At 55.9% G+C, this 17,862-nt stretch carries 10 protein-coding genes and 2 pseudogenes; 5 read left to right on the top strand and 7 right to left on the bottom strand.

All coding sequences use genetic code 11. The features are described 5' to 3' along the window. Nucleotides 1-5 precede the first annotated feature (5 nt). From LOY38_RS13565 to LOY38_RS13575, 3 genes are read right to left on the bottom strand one after another with little or no spacing between them, the layout of a single operon-like run. Nucleotides 6-2,378 carry a hypothetical protein gene (locus LOY38_RS13565; RefSeq protein WP_258700457.1) on the bottom strand — a complete coding sequence of 791 codons (2,373 nt, stop codon included), beginning with the start codon at nt 2,376-2,378 and terminating at the stop codon, nt 6-8. 8 nt (nt 2,379-2,386) lie between these two features. Further along, entirely contained in the window at nt 2,387-5,026 is a 2,640-nt protein-coding gene (locus LOY38_RS13570) for a DUF6603 domain-containing protein (RefSeq protein ID WP_258700458.1), read from the bottom strand. A 42-nt stretch (nt 5,027-5,068) separates the two neighbouring features. Next, nucleotides 5,069-7,699 (bottom strand): hypothetical protein, encoded by a 2,631-nt coding sequence (locus LOY38_RS13575; protein ID WP_258700459.1) that lies wholly within the window; start codon nt 7,697-7,699, stop codon nt 5,069-5,071. 577 nt (nt 7,700-8,276) lie between these two features. On the opposite strand from LOY38_RS13575, the gene LOY38_RS13580 reads away from it, so the two are divergent. From LOY38_RS13580 to LOY38_RS13590, 3 genes and pseudogenes are all read left to right on the top strand, one after another. Continuing rightward, nucleotides 8,277-8,786, top strand: coding sequence for a hypothetical protein (locus tag LOY38_RS13580; RefSeq protein WP_258700460.1), 510 nt, complete (start codon nt 8,277-8,279; stop codon nt 8,784-8,786). A gap of 3 nt (nt 8,787-8,789) precedes the next feature. Then, nucleotides 8,790-9,365: a hypothetical protein gene (locus tag LOY38_RS13585; protein WP_258700461.1), complete on the top strand. Its 576-nt coding sequence runs from the start codon at nt 8,790-8,792 to the stop codon at nt 9,363-9,365. A 224-nt stretch (nt 9,366-9,589) separates the two neighbouring features. After that, nucleotides 9,590-11,019, top strand: a pseudogene (locus LOY38_RS13590) (IS1182 family transposase). A 355-nt stretch (nt 11,020-11,374) separates the two neighbouring features. Here LOY38_RS13590 and LOY38_RS13595 read toward each other — a convergent pair. Further along, nucleotides 11,375-12,583 (bottom strand): MFS transporter, encoded by a 1,209-nt coding sequence (locus LOY38_RS13595; RefSeq protein ID WP_258700462.1) that lies wholly within the window; start codon nt 12,581-12,583, stop codon nt 11,375-11,377. Nucleotides 12,584-12,717: 134 nt separating this feature from the next. Here LOY38_RS13595 and LOY38_RS13600 point away from each other — a divergent pair, with 134 nt between their 5' ends. Both LOY38_RS13600 and LOY38_RS13605 read left to right on the top strand, forming a co-directional pair. Continuing rightward, nucleotides 12,718-13,299, top strand: a complete 582-nt coding sequence (locus LOY38_RS13600) for a TetR/AcrR family transcriptional regulator (protein WP_258700463.1) — start codon at nt 12,718-12,720, stop codon at nt 13,297-13,299. 653 nt (nt 13,300-13,952) lie between these two features. Next, entirely contained in the window at nt 13,953-14,417 is a 465-nt protein-coding gene (locus tag LOY38_RS13605; RefSeq protein ID WP_258700464.1) for a hypothetical protein, read from the top strand. Nucleotides 14,418-15,161: 744 nt separating this feature from the next. On the opposite strand, the gene LOY38_RS13610 is transcribed toward LOY38_RS13605, so the two are convergent. From LOY38_RS13610 to LOY38_RS13620, 3 genes and pseudogenes are all read right to left on the bottom strand, one after another. Beyond that, nucleotides 15,162-15,872, bottom strand: coding sequence for a hypothetical protein (locus LOY38_RS13610; RefSeq protein ID WP_258700465.1), 711 nt, complete (start codon nt 15,870-15,872; stop codon nt 15,162-15,164). A 765-nt stretch (nt 15,873-16,637) separates the two neighbouring features. Beyond that, nucleotides 16,638-16,748, bottom strand: a pseudogene (locus LOY38_RS30330) (integrase); the annotation flags it as partial. 548 nt (nt 16,749-17,296) lie between these two features. Then, nucleotides 17,297-17,569, bottom strand: a complete 273-nt coding sequence (locus tag LOY38_RS13620) for a hypothetical protein (RefSeq protein WP_258700466.1) — start codon at nt 17,567-17,569, stop codon at nt 17,297-17,299. Between the last annotated feature and the right edge of the window lie 293 nt (nt 17,570-17,862).

Consider the following 17,862-nt stretch of genomic DNA (forward strand, 5'->3'; position numbering starts at 1 on the left):
CGTTTTCACCTGGCCGTCTGTGCCTGATTGGTAAACACCATCTGCTCGGGCACTTTGACCAGCTGCAGCGCGAGCTCCGCGGCATTCAGCGTCGTCTTGCCCAGCTTCGCGGCGAGTGCCGCGTTCAAGTGCTTGATGTTCAACACGCGCTCGGACTGCGGGCCGCGAAAGTCCGCCACGCTGTCCAGGGTATAGATCACGTCGGGCAGTACCTCGCCGTTATGTGGATCGCGAAGGGCGATTTCCAGCGTCTGTTGCACGGGTTCCACGCCGAAGCACAGGCCCTCGCTGGGCTGGTCGAATTCGATCCAGGCCGGCGCATCGGGAAACAGGCAGATCAGCACGTTGGGCGACAGCCGGTCCAGCCGCAGAATCTGCATGCGATCGATCCCCAGCGGCGCGCCATCGTCATTCTTGCCGACGGCCCGGTAGCCTTTGATCTCTATCCCCGGGTACTGCACCAGTACGTCGGAACGCAGGAGGAAGCCGGCGATCACCCCATCCGTCGGGTCCTTCTCGCTGGGGGGCAGCCCCAGCAGTCGTTCGCGAATGCCCAGCGTTAGTCGGTCGAGGGCATCGCGGATCAGGTTCTTGGTTATCTTGTAGTAGTGGCTGTCCTTGGACGATTGCACACCGATGCTCATGGCCCCGTCGACCAGGCTGTCGATCCAACTGCGATCGAGATAGAAGAAGCGGATGGATTCGATCGGCAGCAACCGCGGGTCGGCCACCAGGTGATCGAAAGGCACGTCATACAGCAGCGAGGTGCGCGCCAGCCATTCCACTATGGTTTGCAGCTCTTGCCCCTCGACGTCATTGAGCAGCGCCGCGACTTGGTCGTTCTGCAGGAGCTTTTGCAGCTCCTTGAGCAGTTGTGGCGGCAGCTCCGTCTCTGCGTTCAGGCTGCTGGGCGGCGGCGTGAAGCTCACTGGATGGGTATTGAGGTTGGGCGCGATCAGTTGGGAAAAGTCGTCGAGCATGAAGTCCAGGAAGCCCTCGGTAATCAACTGATCGTGGAAAAACTGGTTGATGTCTCCATCGTAGGTGTCGAAGAAGTTCTGCAACTGGTCCTCCTGCGCCAGGTTCGCCAGCAGGTCGATGATGTGGTTCAGCTTGCGCCGCCAGTCCGTGAGGCTGGTGGCAAAGGCGCGATTGCTCAGGGCCATGAGCCGGCCGGTCTGCCAGGCCACCGAATACGAGAGATCGAACAGGCCGGTCTGAGGATCGAAGATCACCGCGTCGGACGCCGACCGGAACGTCTGCATTTCGGCACCACGGGTGAACTGCTCGGGTTTGCACGGCGCCAGGGGGCTGCGGTACCAGGACAGGGTTTTGTCGCCATAGAGCGCGTTGTACAGCAGCGGCACATAACCGTTGCGCAGGGCCTTGCTGGCAATCTTGCCGGGGGAGCCGTCCCGGGCCTCGGCCTCGGGCGTGACCGGCAGGTGCAGGCTCAGGCCGGTGTTCTGCTGGCTGCCGGCGGACACCAGGTTGAGCATGAAACTGCTGAAGCTTTCGCCGTGGTCGGGCAGGCAGGTGAACGACCAACTGTACAGCGAGATCAGCCTGACACTGATAATGCCCGCGGGGAACTGCGCACCCTCGGCAAGATAGGGCTTGAAGCCTTCCAGCGACACGAGGTGGAGCAACTGCCGGGTGGGCTGGTCCGGGTTGATTGGGAAGCGGTTGCCGACGATCAGCGAAAACCAGCCCGAGTGGGTCATGTCGAGGATTTCCTTGTGCTCCATGTTCACCTGGCGCACATGGGCTAGGCTGCACAGTTCGCTGCTGGCCGGGGCGTCGCTGTCGAGGTGAGGCACCAGGGACAGGAAGGTCGCGGTGGTAATGTCGATGGTGCGTACTATGTCCGTGTCGCTCTGTCCGTGATCCAAGTGGGCGATCTTCGGGCCCAGCAGCCCGCCGTTGTCGAGGTTGCGCACCTCCGCCAGTGGCAGTGCCGCCGCCAGAGTCTGGGAGGGCGCGGCGACGCTGTTTTGCGGCACGCTGATCTGCGTAGGGTCCAGCACCAGCAATGCCATCCACGGTGCACCGCTGGTATCGCCCGGTTCCAGCAGGTGCTCCCAGGGCAGGGCGCGCTTGTTGAGGACGATTTGCGGCAGGTCGTTTTCGAACTTGCCGCTGCTGCCATTGGCTGGAAACACCGATTGCACGTCCTTTTCCGCCAGGCTGAAGCGTGGCGCCTGCACGGAAAAGTTCTGTGTGCGTTGCAGCTGTTGTTTTTCTGACCCGTAGGCCAGCTCCTGGGTAAAGGCGATGTTGTAGTCGCCGGCCATCAACGGCGGCACTATTTTGTCGAAGAACTCGATGGTGCCTGGTTCAAGGTCGGCGCTGCGGCGAATAGGAGTGGCACTGTTCATCTTCTCTCTCATTCCACTTGTGCAAGGGCCAGTGGGCCGATCAGCGGATCGGTGGCGAAATTCGACTGCGCATCAAAGCCGCTCAGGGCCTCGTCCAGCACGGCAAAGCCGCAGAGGCCGTTCAGCGCCGCGACTATCTGGGTGCGTGCGGCCGTGGTCTTGGCGATGGCCGGGTTGATCACCGCGCTGCGCGCATCCCGGGTCACTACGGCGCTATTGGGCACTGGCGCCGCGCTGGCCGAGATCGGCAGCCAGGGCAGGGTCGAGCTGCCTGCGGGGTAGAGGGTGAAGTAGGTGAACGCCTGGACAATGTCGATCAGCCCGGTATGCGCCGGCTGGTAGGTGGACAGTGCGGACAGTCCCTGGACCCCTACCAGGCAGCCGTCGATCAGCTTGGCGTTGGGGTCGACGTTCGACGGCTGGTCCACTGGAGCGCCCCACAGGGCTTGCGGCAGGGCCCGGTTAAAGGGGCGCGGCGCCTTCCAAGTGATGGGGTTGCCGTCTTCCGAGGTGACGATCAGGCTGGCCACCGAAGAATTAATACTGCCAACCCGCATCGGTCGAATCGCCAGAGGTCCCGCCTGGGACTGCAGGGTGTTGTCGGCCATGCTGAGCTGAGTCATGGGCACGGCCGAGGTGGCATCGAACACGAACTCGTCGGCGCGCACCAGCCAGCGAATGCTGCCATCGCTGTCCTGCACCTGGTTTAACAGGCCATTGCTCACCGTCAGGTGGCACAGTTCGGCCTGCATCTCGGTGTTGCGGGCTTGGTCCTTGGCCGAGAGCGCTGCGCTTTGCCTGGGCTGGGCTAGCATCGCCTTGAAGTCGCTCCAGCCCAGTTGCTTATCCCCCGCGCTGTCGCTGGCGCCAAAGGGCACGCTGAAGGAGATGATCCACAGGTGGATATGCACGATACCGCCCGTGGGCGGACCATGCAGGGCCACGGTGGCGCCCAGCTCGAAGTGCAGGGTGGTGCTGACGAACAGGAAGTGCACGTGGTAGGAGACGCCCACGTCGACGCCGATGCCCGCGGTGAAATAGAAGGGTTTCCAGTAGATCAGGAAGTCCGCGTAGGCGGTGAACCAGGCTCGCAGGTTGCCCGACTGATAGACCGCCTCAAGCCCGCCGCCGGCCATGATGCATGAGGGTGTCAGGGCAAAATAGGCGCCGCCCTTGATCAGTACCTCGCTGGATACCGGCCAGTTGAAGCCCAACCGGGAAACCACAGGGTAGTAGTCGGGCTGCTTGAAGGCCGGGTGATAGCCGCCGACGGCGAAGACGAAGTCACCGGCATGGTCGTTGTTGCCGAACCAGCTATAGAAGGCGAAGCCGCCGGTCAGATGGCAGTTCTGATCCAGCACATAGGAGTTGGGCGACAGCACCGCTTCGGCCTTGAACAAACCGGCATCGGGCTGGAACACCACTTCAAGATCCAGCTCGACATAGCCATAGGTCACCCCCGTGGGCGGGAAGGAGCCGTAGGATTTGCCCAGGACCAGGATCTCGAACTCCTTGCCGACCTCCAGCACCGCCACCACATTGGAATGGATCAGTTCGAAGGAGGTGAACTGGATACCGGCAGCAAACCAGTACTCCCCCAGGTCGGGCTGGATGTATTTGTTGACCTTGGCCAGCACGTTCTGCAGCTGCGACGCTGCAGGCAGGCCACCGCCCGGCAGGCCCAGTTGGGACGGATCGTTGAGCCCCGCCAGCAAGGGGAAGGTACCGACTTCCGACACCGCCGGTGCCTTGACCGAGCGGTTGTAGCCAAAGCCCGCCGACAGCCCAGTGACGAAGAACGCGGGTGGCCCGCCTAGCGCATGGTCGAGGAAGGCGAAGCCGAACAGTGAGTTGTCGGTATGGCCATTGCTGGCGATCGAGGTGAATGAGCCCAGCGCCATCAGCGCCAGATCCGCAGTGCGGATCTGCAACGCGCCGTCGTATTCCGGGCGGCCGTTCTGCTCACTGATCAACAGGCCGCCTTCGATAGTCAGTGCCGCCGTGGAAAAGGCCACGTCCAGCCCCTTGAGCCCCATCTTGATGTCGTCGAAGCTATTCAAGCCGAAGATCGGCACCGTCGCCGACAGTCCGCTGAGTTCGACGCTGAAGGCCGAGGTGGCGAGGCCCGCGTCGAGCAGCACCTGAATCTCGTCGCCGATGCAATTGAAACCGATACGGCCGATATGGATGGGCCCTATGGATTTCTGGATGTTGATCCAGAAGATCGACCCCGGCGGCACGTTTTGCGGGGTGGCGCCACTGTCCGGGGCGGCCACCAGAGCTTCAGAAACCGGGGGATTGGCCGAGCCGGACAACGGCAGCTTCAGATGGCTGATGGTATTGCCACCCAGCACCAGCGTCAGCTCCAGTACGAACTGATCATTGTCGGTCTGGTCGGCACCGCCGATCGAGTGCTCGAAGGCCAGTTGGAAGTCCTTAAGCACCACAGCGGTGTCGGCGAAGTCCTGATTCACCAGCGGCAAGTGCCGGGAGAGCACCAGGTCTTCGACCTTGAAGCCACCCTTGACCTTCAATCCCTGATCGTCGTATAGCCCGAAGAACAATGTGCCCGGCAGAATGACCGGTGATACCTCGACCGAGGCAATGGTCGTCTGGTCCGCCGTTGTCAGCTTGGTGGGGGTTGCCATCCTTGGAAGCTCCTGATTGTGCGCCGCCTGGTGGTTTGCAGGTTATGCGTCGTATTTGATCCAGCCACCCCAGCCGGGCACCCGCGGGAAGCCGGTGGCGCCAAGCCAGGGGTAAACCGGAGGACGTCCGGCGTAGACCGTTGCATTCAGGCGTGTCGCGAGTTCCCGACCGAGGCTGCAGCAGCCCAGGGGCAGGGCGCTGAAGCAGATCATCAGCTTGATAATGGGCGCCCGCCCCTGAGCCAATCTGATGTTGGTGAGGTAGTTGGTCAGGTAGGCTTGCCCGGCAAGAAACTGGGCAAAGTCTGCCTTGGCCATGGGCCGCGAATAGTCCACCCGGTTGCCTAGCGTGTCGAAGTGGGTCAGGGCTGGAAACACGAAACGCCCAATGCCGTGCACGCCGAGCACCACATCAGCCCTGCGGGCAGCCGCCGGGGCTGCGCCGCCGACGTCCTCCAGCCAGAACAGCCGTTCACGGCGGCCTATATAGTCATTGTCCATCTTGCTGAATTCGTCCCATTTGACCAGGGCCACGGACAGCCCCTCATTTGGCGTTGCCGCAGCGTCATTGAACTTGGTTGCGTAGACCGCCATCGACCAGCCTGGCAGGGGGGCCGGGTACCCGAGGTTGGGATTGGGCAATGATGTCGCATTGTTCATGACCATAGGTTGCACGGCGGCCAGGCCGTTCAGGGCATGCAGGTTGGCATCTGCCAAGGACAGCGGCACCGGTAGGCAGGCGCCGCCGCTCAGGCCGCCCATGAACTGTAGGCCGCAGCCCATGGCGCCACCGCCTAGTCCTCCGATGGCGCCACTGGTCAGGGCTAGTGGGTCGTTGAAATCCAGCTTGCCGGTCTTCGCGTAGTTCTTCACCAAGGCTGCCACTACCGCGCCGCCGCCGGCGCCCAAGGTCAGCACCGAACCGGTCATGATCAGCCGCAGTTTCTGGATCCGCGCCGATGGTGAGGCCCCACGTTGCGCCCACCCGGCAAAAAGCTTGTTACCGAGCAAGGTAGAAATGAAGGCACCGGAGAAACCACCGGCGAAGCCCGAAATCAGATCCCACTGCACCTCGTCGGCATTCAGGTTCTGCAGCATGCCGAACAGCCCTTGCGAGATACCCGCCGCTACGCCGCCGACCATGGGCGAGGCAATCAGTCCGGTGCCGAAACTCAAGACCCCGGCCACGCCGATGATCAGGGTCGTCACCCCCGACAGCGCCGCGGCCACGCCCACCCGCCAAGCCGGGGGGGCCGCGGCCAAGGCCAGCTCGGTGGCGACGTCGGACGCCGCCAGGCTCATCAGCGCGAGATCGGCGGCGGTGCGGGGAGGGTTGACCTGGGTCGACGAGCCATTAATCAGGGCCACCAGCGTTGCCGGGGCACCGGTGAACTGGGCGAGGCTTTGCGGGTCGCTGAAGACTGCCTGGAACTCGCTGGCTTTGCCCTGTACTTCAAAGGCGACAAAGCCCAGCAAGGCCCCCAGGAAAGCGATCAGGTCCACCACGGCGAACGTCTTGCCGGGGAAGTAGTGCGCGTAGAGAGCATTGAAAAAGGCGTTCTGCACGGGTTGTTGCAGGTAGTCTTTCAAACCCAGTTGACCGATCAGTGAGGAGAACTGCCCAGAAGCCAAGACCCCGTGCAGGGCGTTCATGGCGTCATCGATCTTGAACAGCTGGAAAAAATCGCTGATCACGCTGGAAAACGGCTTTGATCCGGACACCGCCTGCAGCAGGTCGCTCACCCCCATGTTAGTTAGCGAGACCAACTGTTTGGCATTCAACAGATTATTGAAGGGTTCGAACAGCTTGCCCAGGGCTTCAAAGGGGTCGATGCCATCGCCGCTGACCCGCACCTCCAGCGCGGGCATCGCCAGGGCTTCAACCGGCGGCGGGGAAAAGGCATCAAAATAGCCTTGCACATTCAACTGCCGCAAAAACAGCCGGCGCAGCCCTGGCCCCGTACCCGCGGCGCTGGCGTCAGCGGCGCTCGCCGAACGGAGCAGCTCGACGGACGCCGCCGAGACACCCTGATTATGCTGGGCAATGAAGGCGGTCAACGGCTTGTCGAAAACCTTGTCCAGATTCTGCTGCTGGGTTTTTATCTCGGCGCCAAGGGCCTTCAGAACCTTCTCGCTCGCGGTTTTTTCAATGGCCACGGCCATAGCGGGCAGTTGATCACAGAGGTTGTTGAGAAAGGTGGCGATGGCGTTCTTGGCAGCGATCACCTCGGACAAGGGATCGTCGGCCGCGGAGGAGGCCGCAAGCTGCACCGGCTGCGCCTGCGGCGTGTTGACCTGGACATATTGCAGGGCCTGATCAGCGGTACTGACCAGCACGCCATCGCCGGTGTGGGTGATCTTGCTGATGGCCGCGGTGGAGCTGATGAGTGTGCGAAAAGCCCTCAGGCGCAGGCTCTGGGTGACGATCAGGTGCTGGCTGTCTTGCACCTGCGCATGCAGTACCTTGTGGCGTTCGCCATCGGCCACCACTAGGCACAAATGCACCGTGCCCGAGTCAGGTCCCGGCGCCTGGGTGCAGGAGATGACTCTGGGATTTCCAGGTTCGAGGCTGATCCGGATGGCCGGCCGGGCCGTGGCGGCAGATTGCATCCAGAGCAGCCCGTCCTGAGAGTTGAAAAGGTACTCACTTGTCTCAGCAGCATAGGCGGCCATAGTCGTCCTCCAGTGACAGTTGCTTTGCGTCCATGCTGCCCTCGCACAAGCGTGAGCTGGCCAGTTGCCTGCAACTCTAGACGCTAGCCTTCGCTCGTCAAGCGTCGCCAGGACACGGCCCGATCTAGCGGCAAGAGGCGGCAGAGCGTTACGGACGAGGCCCGGCGATTGAGGTTGAGAAAAATGAAGCACTTAGCCCGATAGCAGGCTTTGGTGGGCATGGCAGTAATCGCTGGATGGAATAGCGATTCGCTAGTGCAATCGCAAATGGGTATGTTTGAGCCAAACCGTTTAGTAAAGCCAGAATCGCCTAAAAGTGGCAGGCCAAGATTGCTTCATTGACATTCAGATCCCGTCTTTCGGCAAAGCCGGGGTCGCCCGCAAATGCGCCGCAGCAGTGTTGTAAGTGCGGCGCGCTAGATAACGTGCCAAGAATTGACACTGGCTAGAAAAAATTAAGTGGCGGCCAGTGGCTACTTCTTCCTCGTGTGTCTACGCTGGAACGTGATCACGAAGAAGCACGGGCGCAACAACAGCATGTAGTGATTCGTAAAAGATTAAAAAAGGAGAACAAAAAATGGAATCGTTGCTTACAGTGCTCGGCCTGCTATTTTTTATGTTGCTCGTACTGGCTGCATCGGTCGAGGCAATTTTGGAAATGTTTCGTGGATTGCTTGAGTCGATAGGTATCACATTTCTTAAGGGAAAATACTCTGTAGAAGACGCCCTCAAGCTTGCTGGGGAGTTTGCGTCAGGAGATGACGCCATAAAAACAAAACTAGAAGCTGTTAAAGGTGTTGCGCAGCAGCTAGGCGCCAAGGTTTCAACAAGAATAGCAGAGCTTGAAACCCTAAAAGCAAATATTTCCAGCACTGCCGGAGTTCCAGTGGCGGATGCTGCCGCTATTTTGAATAAAATAACAACGGAGGTGCAAAGAGCTCTCGATAGTAGCGAAAGTACACGAATATTCATCTTGCGTCTGTTGCCCCAAAGGTACGTTTCTGAGCCACTAAACAGCTTTTTCTCCAAGTACATTCTTACCAAAATGGTGAATTTTCACTACTTGTTGTTATTAATAAGGGTATGATCAGTGTTTGAGTTGGCGCGAGATGAGGTGATAAAAATTGTGCCTGTGGCCTCTGCTGCACTAATTGCAGTACTAGGCTGGGTTGCTACTTATTTTCACAAGTGGCATTTCGACAAAAAGGCCAGTAAGCTAGACCGTGTTAACAAGCAGCTGCGTGAGCTTTATGGTCCACTCTATGCCATACTTATGGCTAATAATGCCACATGGGAAGCTTTTTGGAAGAATTACAGGCCGTCTCATGGTAAAAATAGTTACTTTGGCAATAACGTAAATGTTACAGACGAAGAAAAGGAAGTTTGGCGGAATTGGATGGAAAATGTTTTCGAGCCTTTTAATGCAGAAACAGAAAAGTTAATACTGAAAAACATAGATCTTTTAGAGTCAGATCATATCCCAAACTCTTTTATCGGTGCCTTAGCGCACATTGCCGCCTACAAGGCAGTCCTATCAAATTGGCAAAGGTCTGATTTTTCAAATCATGTGTCAGTGAATGAGTGGCCAAGCCAGGAACTACTAGCCACAGTAAAACCAGAATACGAAAAGCTGCGCGCACTCCAAAGAAAATTGATGGGGGCGTAAAAAAGCGCCCAACGCAGCTATAGCCTTAGCATGCGTACAGGTGCATGCTCCACCCTCGCTGACAGCTACATGCCAACCGTTACCAGTATCGGTGAAGGTGGGACGGAATATCTATTTGGTCGATTTCTGCCCGTCTAGACAGACAGCAATCGGTCCAGAGTGTGTAAAAACGCTTTCGCAAACCCTTGCTATGATTTCTGAGGATTTCATCGCAGGGACCGCCCATGAAGCGCTTTATCCAAGGTGAACATCGAGGCCAAGGTACCTTCCTTCCGGAGAGCCTCGACGATTACGTCAGCGATACCAATCCGGTGCGCGTAGTCGACGTCTTTGTCGACGAACTCGACCTGGTCAAACTGGGTTTCGAGGGCGCCATACCGGCTGATACTGGCCGGCCTGCTTACCACCCCGCGATCCTCCTGAAGATTTACATCTACGGCTATCTCAACCGCATTCAGTCGAGCCGGCGCCTGGAGCGAGAAGCCCAGCGTAATGTCGAATTGATGTGGCTAACCGGGCGTTTGATGCCGGACTTCAAGACCATCGCCAACTTCCGAAAAGACAACAGCAAGGCCATCCGAGGCGTCTGTCGCCAGTTCGTTGTGCTGTGTCAGCAGTTGGGACTGTTCGGAGAACATCTGGTCGCCATCGATGGCAGCAAATTCAAAGCAGTCAACAACCGCGACCGCAATTTCACCAGCGCCAAACTGAAGCGGCGAATGGAAGAAATTGAATCGAGCATCAATCGTTACCTGACGGCACTCGATGCTGCCGATCGGCAAGAACCAACAGCTTCCGAGCCCAGTGCTGTGAGGCTGGAAGAGAAAATCGCCAAGCTCAAAACTCAAATGAAAGAGCTTCAGGCGATCGAAATCCAGCTCAATGAATCTCCGGATAAACAGGTCTCACTGACCGATCCAGACAGCCGCTCCATGATGACGCGCGGCACGGGAATCGTCGGCTACAACGTGCAAACAGCGGTCGATACCCAGCACCATTTGATCGTTGCCCATGAGGTGACCAACGTCGGTTCTGACCCGATCAACTCAGCTCGATGGCCAAGCAGGCCCGCGAAGCGATGGCGTCAGAAACGCTTTCGGTAGTGGCTGACAGAGGTTACTTCAAAAGCGAAGAAATCCTGGCTTGCCACGATGCAGGTATCACCGCCTATGTGCCCAAGCCGATGACCTCTGGAGCCAAAGCAGACGGGCGTTTCAATAACGATGCCTTCATCTATGACGCGGCAAAAAACGAATACATTTGCCCGGCTGGAGAGGCGCTGATCTGGCGCTATACCAACGTTGAAAAAGGCCTGACGTTGCACCGTTACTGGAGTTCAAAATGCCGGGGTTGCGCAATGAAACCGCAGTGCACACCGAGCACGGAACGGCGGGTTCGACGCTGGGAGCATGAAGCCGTCCTGGAGGAAATGCAGAACAGGCTGAGCAACGCGCCGGACATGATGCGGATCCGAAAACGGACTGTTGAGCATCCCTTCGGGACGCTCAAACAATGGATGGGTGCAACGCACTTCCTGTCGCGCAAGCTCAACGGGGTCAGTGCAGAGATGAGTCTGAACGTGCTCGCCTACAATTTGAAAAGGGTCATGAAAATCATCGGCACCGCTGGTTTGATGAAAGCGTTAGCGGCGTAAAAACCGCTCTTTTTGCCCCATCCAAAGGACTTTCAGAGGTTGTTGAGCCGTTTAGCTGTTCCTCAAAACGTCGTGATGTTGATCAGTTTGCGAAACGAAAGCACAGGCTGCTGACGTCGATACAGAAAACTCAATCTGACGTTTTTACACACTCTGGGCCAAAAGCGGTCATCCAAAATGCTAATACCTGCCACACAGGAAGCAGCGACTCTAACTCCGTGCAGCGTTCAAGCTGCTTGTGGTAAAGGCTATGTGGAAGAGCCGACTCTTCGCTCTGAGTTAACGAAAAGCCACTCTCACGAGTGGCTTTTCTTTCTGCAGATTACTCTGAGCAGGGCGCGTCACAGCAGGGACTTCATACCGAGTACGATGCCGCAAGCGAGTGCTCTCGCATCTGTCGATACCCCCAAATAGTTACTAGCAATACAGCGGCTCCGGCTGCCAGAGCAACGCTAAACCCATAGCGAGCACCTTCCATATCCACGAGTTGGCCCGACGCCGCAGCACCCATCGCCACCCCAACATTCAAGCCTGCCAGTAGCCAGGTCATGCCTTCGGTCAATTGTCGTTCCGGCACAATTCGCTCAACCAAGGACATTGCCACAATCATGGTGGGCGCAAAGAATAACCCGGCCACCAACACTGCTCCCGAGAGGCTGGCAATGTTACCAGCCATCAACAAGGGCAGTGTCGTTGCGGCAGTTGCAAGGCCACCCAACAGCAAGAGTTTGTGCAACGGCGTTTTCAGTTTTAGCGCACCGAACAACAAGCCCGCGGCGCACGAGCCGATGGCGTAACAGGACAACACAATACTGGCCGCCGCCGGACTGCCCATTTGTTCAGCGAACGCGACACTCACGATATCGACCGTTCCAACGATGACGCCCATCGCGACCATCAGCAATGTTAATAGTCGGACGTCCGCCAGACGAAAGATTGAGGTTGTTCGCGTGCTCTTTTGTTCAGCGGATTCTACTGGCGGATCGGTGGATACTTGTGCTGCCAAAGCAAGTGCGCCAATCGCCAGCAGTACAACTGCCGCTAACGGTCCTGCCTGGGGGAAGACGGCCACACTCAAACCAACAGAAATCGGGGGGCCTGCAATAAATGTCACTTCGTCCAGCACGGTTTCGAGTGAGTAAGCTGTTTGCAGGTGCGGCTTGCCCCTGTAGATCGCAGTCCAGCGAGCGCGGACCATGGCCGACATGCTCGGCATGAAGCCCGCTAACACAGCGGCCACGAACAAAGTCCAATCGGGCGTATGCCAGTAAGTACAGGCAAGCAGTAGAAGAATACCCAAAACGCTGATACCAGCAGACAAGGGCAGTACCCTGCGCTGACCGTATCGATCCACCATGCGTGAAACTTGCGGTGACATCAATGCATACGTCAGGACGAAGGTGGCAGAAACCGCGCCTGCCAGTGCGTAGCTGCCCCGCAACTGCGAAAGCATGGTGATGATGCCGATACCTGTCATGGGGAGCGGCAAACGGGCGAGGAGGCCTGCCAGGGAGAATCCCTTGGTGCCGGGGGCTTGGAACAGTATTCGGTACGGATTGGCCATGCTCGATACTCCTTATCGAATGAGTTCAGCTTGTCGGGGCGTCGCTGAACTGTGAATATACATTCACTGCGTATGATTAAAATCCTATAATCATACGCAGTGAATGTAAATGGCTTGTTGGTCTGGGAGATATCATGGTTCGACGTACACGCGCTGATATGGAAGAAACACGTACCACGCTGCTGAAGACCGCGCGCCAGGTTTTCAGCGAACATGGATATGCCGAAACGTCCATGGATGATTTGACAGCGCTGGCTGGCCTGACGAGGGGCGCGCTTTACCATCATTTCGGCGACAAGAAAGGTTTACTCACGGCTGTGGTCGCTCAAATTGATGCGGAGATGGACACGCGGCTACAAGTGATTTCGGACAGTACAGACAACGCATGGGAGGCTTTCAGAGACCGCTGTCGCATGTACCTGGAAATGGCACAGGAGCCTGAAATACAGCGCATCGTATTGCGGGATGCGCGCGCTGTTCTGGGTAGCTCCCCACCAGAAGCGCATCGGCACTGTGCAGCCTCCCTACAAAAGATGCTTGAGCAACTGATGCTGCAAGAGACGGTTGTACAAACCGATCCCGAAGCATTGGCGATGCTGATCCATGGTGCCTTGTGCGAAGCAGCATTCTGGATCGCAGAAGCTGAGCCAGGTTCAGGCAGGCTGTTGCAGGCCCTGGGGGCACTTGAGCTTCTGCTTAAGGGCGTCCGTAGCTGAAATCAGGAGCATAGGGGGCGGAGCCCAGTGTGGGTAATACAGTGCGGTTGATAATGGGGTGTTCTTCCCAGACGACGAATTCTTCATGGAGTTTTCGTGGTAGAGCAAAAAAGAAGGGCGTAATCATTGCATCAGCATCACACCGAAGTGGCCTAACACCGATATCCATCTAGACGCAGATGGCAACATCTACATGCGAAAAGAGAGCGGTACTGACGTAGACAGGTTGAAAGAGTGTCAATGGGGCCGAGCCAAGCCTTAGGTTGATGCCTGTGTTGCGGGCTGAAGTAAGCTGGCTGCTCGCTCACACCAAAGAACTGTCATCCTGCGCGGCGGTAAAACGGAGGGTAAGAGCGAGTGAATTCTACGGTATGAGTCGTCCTTGATTTAGTAGACACCTCCGACCGGCGGCTAATGGCTGACTCCGGCCTGTTGTGACCGGCAGAAGTCGACCACAAGCAGTCGGTGGACAGGCTAGTGGCAAATAGGTGGTGTCCTGCTACCCTCTTTACCGTAGTCGGGCTTGCCGTCACCCCAGTCGCGTTTCCCCCCGATAGATCTCGCGCTTACCGCGACAAGATCGCGACAAGATCGCGACAAGAAACCCGACATGGCATTTCACCTAATTGTAGTTAGGCATTCAAGGAGAAAGTATGTCGACGCATTTAGACACACTGGCATTCAGTTTTTTCAAGCTTTTCGCGCAATATGAATACGCATTGAAAGCAATGCAGTTTGCTCGTTCTGGTTCCGGTGGCCAAGCAGAGCCAGATTGGGATAAATTTTCTAATGAAATTGGACTCTTGGTATTGGGCGAAGCGAGCGAAGATCTCACAGGTGCTATTAATTATCTATTCGAGCACCCGCCTAAGAAGCAGGTGATCTACGAGGGAGCTCTTTCTTGGCAAGAAGTACCAAACAACGAAAGATCACCACAAGTACTTTTCTCCCACATCAGAAGAGTTAGAAATAATTTATATCACGGTGGTAAATTCAATGGTCGGTGGTTTGACCCGGATCGTAGCGAACAGTTAATTGGTAAATCCTTAGTCGTGCTTAGAGCGCTACAAGAAAAGCATGCTGAGTTGGCTGAGGCTATTCATGGCAATCATGCCTGACAAACGGTTCAAGACGTTCGCTTCGCTCACTCGGGACCGCGTTCCGCGGCCCCTTAACCTGAACGTTAGCCTACAGAGAGAGTGTTAGGATAGCGCCATGAAATCTCGATGCCCTAGCTGTGGTTGTATCGCAGACAAGCTTCCGCCAAGCCTTAGGTGTCCTAAATGCGACGATTTTTCCCACGACTGGCTGATTTATGATTGGGAAAGCTTTGCTTCAATGAAGCGTCGACATATTAGATATAACCTATTCATTATTGGCATAGCTCTAATTAATTTATTTGTGGCGATCACCTTGAAATCAACAGATGCGTTTCAATGGTTGTTCAGCTTATTATTTATTCCAGCCATTATCAGTTTGTTTTATTGTCGAAAACAGCTTGAAAGTGAATCGGAGTATGAGGGGCATAGAGGCAGGGCTTTACTTTTCTGGCTTTTCGGTTTCGGGAGTATCTAAAGCGGCTAACAAGTCGTATATGGACTCTCCCCGCACTTGGTAAGTTTCCAACCCTTGTCGTCAGAGTGATTACATTCGTCTATCTGGCCGGTGTTGGGCTTGCTCGCCCTGGCCACTCTGTAGTTCGCGCAACGGGGGCCAGTCGTTCATGGACGATGGCAGGTAGCTTCCAGCAGTGAACGACCGTAAAGGGCCGTTATCTGCCTGTTGCATCTCTGCCGCCTACTAGTCAAGTCGGACGCAAGTGATGGTCAGCACACCGGGTGGAGTCAGTGACGACAGAAGGACTAGCTCACCTCGTACGCATTACTCGGCTCAGTCGGATTGGTCAGGATCACTTTGTCCCAACGATGATTGAGGAGCGGAAAGGTTCGGAACTCCTCCTTTTCTTCATCACTTAGCCCATGGCTAATATAATCCAGAAGAACAAGCCACCATACTTTGTACTTTTGGCGATAAGGCGCGATCTTTTCTTCTTTTTCAGTGATCACGATTGCCAAGTTACGGTGGAGCTCGGACAAGACAAATCCGCCAGCATCAAGGTCAATTACAGAGCCCACCCGAAATGTTGAAGGTAAGAGCTGGCCCGCTCGCTTGAGGTCAATTTGCATGGTAGGTGTGACCTGAATCTTTCGGGGAAGACACTCTGGCTCCCGAAGGAATTCTTCAAGAGAGCGCCGAATTTCCGGTGCAAGCTTTCCCCATGGTTGCAAAGGGCGACTAATTTTAAAACGGACAAACCATGACTCCTGAGGTGGAGTGGGGCCGATCGTATCCAAGAGCTTTTCTATACCTTGCCAGATAGGAATGGACACTTCCTCTAAGCCTTGCTTTTTCCCCGACTTAATGACGTGGTTCTGATTAAGGCGGCGTACTTCGACAGCGATACTTCCGTTGATAAGGAAGTCAGGTGGAACTTTTCCATCAGGCTCGTGGACTACATTCTTGTAGCCAAGCGAGTTAAGGTACTGTTTAGCGAGGATTTCGTCCTGATTCATAAAAGTATCTCCCTTGAGTCACCATAGACAGAAATCGTACCACTCTGCTCGATCAATTCCGACATCAGACCAAGCAGCTATTCATTCACCAAAGCAGGCGCTGACCACGGATGGAAATCGCCTCTATACAGGTAATTCGAGGTCCGGCGCAGGGCCATATACGGGAGGGGGGGCGGATTGGTCGTTGCTCCGTAACTCGCCACCAGGCAACGTAACCTAGACAGTTGGTGCTGCTCGATAAAGCCATGGGTAGGGGAGGTCAAAAGTCTGGAGCCTTCGCCTCAAAGACCGGTCCCTGCCGGTTTCAACCATAAATTCGTAGTTTTTTTGGAAAATCGCCGTCTTGGATGAGCATGAGGGAGTGCCGGGAGGTGCTGCGTCAAAAGTCTGAGCGTTCGCAGTATCGGCTTGCGCGCCCAAGCTATTTTTCAATTCTCTTCAAAATTTGCATTCCTAACCACCATCCCAAAACGGGGAGAGCGATTATGATCACAAGTGCCACCTTGCGACGGCGAAACGGGGGGAGGGCGTCGGCACGATAAGCGACCGGCTTGGAGGCGGAGAAGACGAGGGTACTTCCCGTTTTAGGTATACGTTTAGGTATACATACTGAGATGAATAATAGATAAATCCAGTAAAATAGCGGCCTTTAGGCGGTATGTTCGACCCCGGCTTCGGCACCATCTAAAATCAAGGGTTTGCGGGCGAAAGCTGATGCAAACCCTTGTTTGTTTCTGGTCAGCTATTTTGGAGTTGGTCCGCAATTCACTTGGCAGGAGTGACTTTCTTGCCCAAGCGATTACGGATGTATTGCTCTGTCATCATCACGGTCGGATGCCCAAGTTGATCTCTCGCCTGCATGATGTCACCAGGAGACTACGCCGCGCCGTTTTGGCCACCAGAGCCGATAGCGACCGTAGTTGTGGCTGATCCTGAGGCCCGATCCGCCCAGCAGTGTGAACGATGGCTAGGCCAAATCATGATGGGGGGAGGGTTATGTCGGTGTGTGCCTGAAGCCTTACCAGTTCAGCGGTTGGAACAAGAGCGCCCCAAACTTTGCCTTGCTGCGACCACGGTGATTGATCGGGAGTGGGGTTATGAAGGTGTTGTTGATCGGGGTGATAGTGGCACTGGTGGGATGTGCCAGCCGGGAACCGGAAGTGCGCTGGCTGAGCGTCGGCAGCGCATTGGATACGAGCGGGACCTGATTGCAACGGCTGACGCCTGCCGCAATATTCAGGCGGGCTGGTAGTGCTCGGCAGCGTGCATTGCCAAATAGGCTTTGAGGTTTTCGTCACTGCGCTTCGAGATTTGACCCAACGCATGCTCAACGAATTGTCGGAATCACCAACGATGACCAGCATCATGTAAGATGCTGGTCACGTAGTGCATGCGCTTGAAGTTATTCAACGCATTTTTTGATGTTATTGATTGTTTGATGCGAGCGGTTTAAGAGTTTGACCACGATCTTTTACAAGGTTGTCTTCTATGACGATTTGACTGTCAAAGGCAACGTAATAGATGCCTGATTGGGCGTGTCCTTTTATAGCCATCAAGTAACCTCTTGGATCGTTACGTCCCCATGTGTCACCGCTGCCGGGCTCTAGTGGGTAATAATTGTCACTGCCGCCTCCTGCCCATACGCTGACTGCAACTTGAACCGTTCTGCTTGCTCCGTTTGTGATCGAGATGCTCATATTTATATCCTTTTTGGATTGAGTATTCCATGAGTTGGCTCCCTATTTTTAAAATATAGATGCAGACTTGCCACTGCTACAGAAAAATCAGTAGTTAGGTTAACTCATTGAAACTTTCATGTATTACAGATATTTTTATTGATCAGTGTTGGGTGTGTGAGTTCGTGGGTTAACATTTTTTATCTTGTCTCAAGTTGAGGCAAGAATTCAGTCAAGCCTGTAAACGCGCAAATGCAAGGTGCCCTCACCTTTATGAGTTGACGATTCCGACGAGTGGTAAGGCCTTACCGATC

Origin of the sequence: Pseudomonas sp. B21-015 (assembly GCF_024749285.1) — a bacterium.
Taxonomy (GTDB): Bacteria; Pseudomonadota; Gammaproteobacteria; order Pseudomonadales; family Pseudomonadaceae; genus Aquipseudomonas.

Coding starts and splice junctions, on each gene's coding strand:
- LOY38_RS13600 (WP_258700463.1), top strand. CDS start 12,718: ATGGTTCGACGTACACGCGCTGATATGGAAGAAACACGTACCACGCTG.
- LOY38_RS13580 (WP_258700460.1), top strand. CDS start 8,277: ATGGAATCGTTGCTTACAGTGCTCGGCCTGCTATTTTTTATGTTGCTC.
- LOY38_RS13605 (WP_258700464.1), top strand. CDS start 13,953: ATGTCGACGCATTTAGACACACTGGCATTCAGTTTTTTCAAGCTTTTC.
- LOY38_RS13620 (WP_258700466.1), bottom strand. CDS start 17,569: ATGAGCATCTCGATCACAAACGGAGCAAGCAGAACGGTTCAAGTTGCA.
- LOY38_RS13610 (WP_258700465.1), bottom strand. CDS start 15,872: ATGAATCAGGACGAAATCCTCGCTAAACAGTACCTTAACTCGCTTGGC.
- LOY38_RS13565 (WP_258700457.1), bottom strand. CDS start 2,378: ATGAACAGTGCCACTCCTATTCGCCGCAGCGCCGACCTTGAACCAGGC.
- LOY38_RS13575 (WP_258700459.1), bottom strand. CDS start 7,699: ATGGCCGCCTATGCTGCTGAGACAAGTGAGTACCTTTTCAACTCTCAG.
- LOY38_RS13595 (WP_258700462.1), bottom strand. CDS start 12,583: ATGGCCAATCCGTACCGAATACTGTTCCAAGCCCCCGGCACCAAGGGA.
- LOY38_RS13570 (WP_258700458.1), bottom strand. CDS start 5,026: ATGGCAACCCCCACCAAGCTGACAACGGCGGACCAGACGACCATTGCC.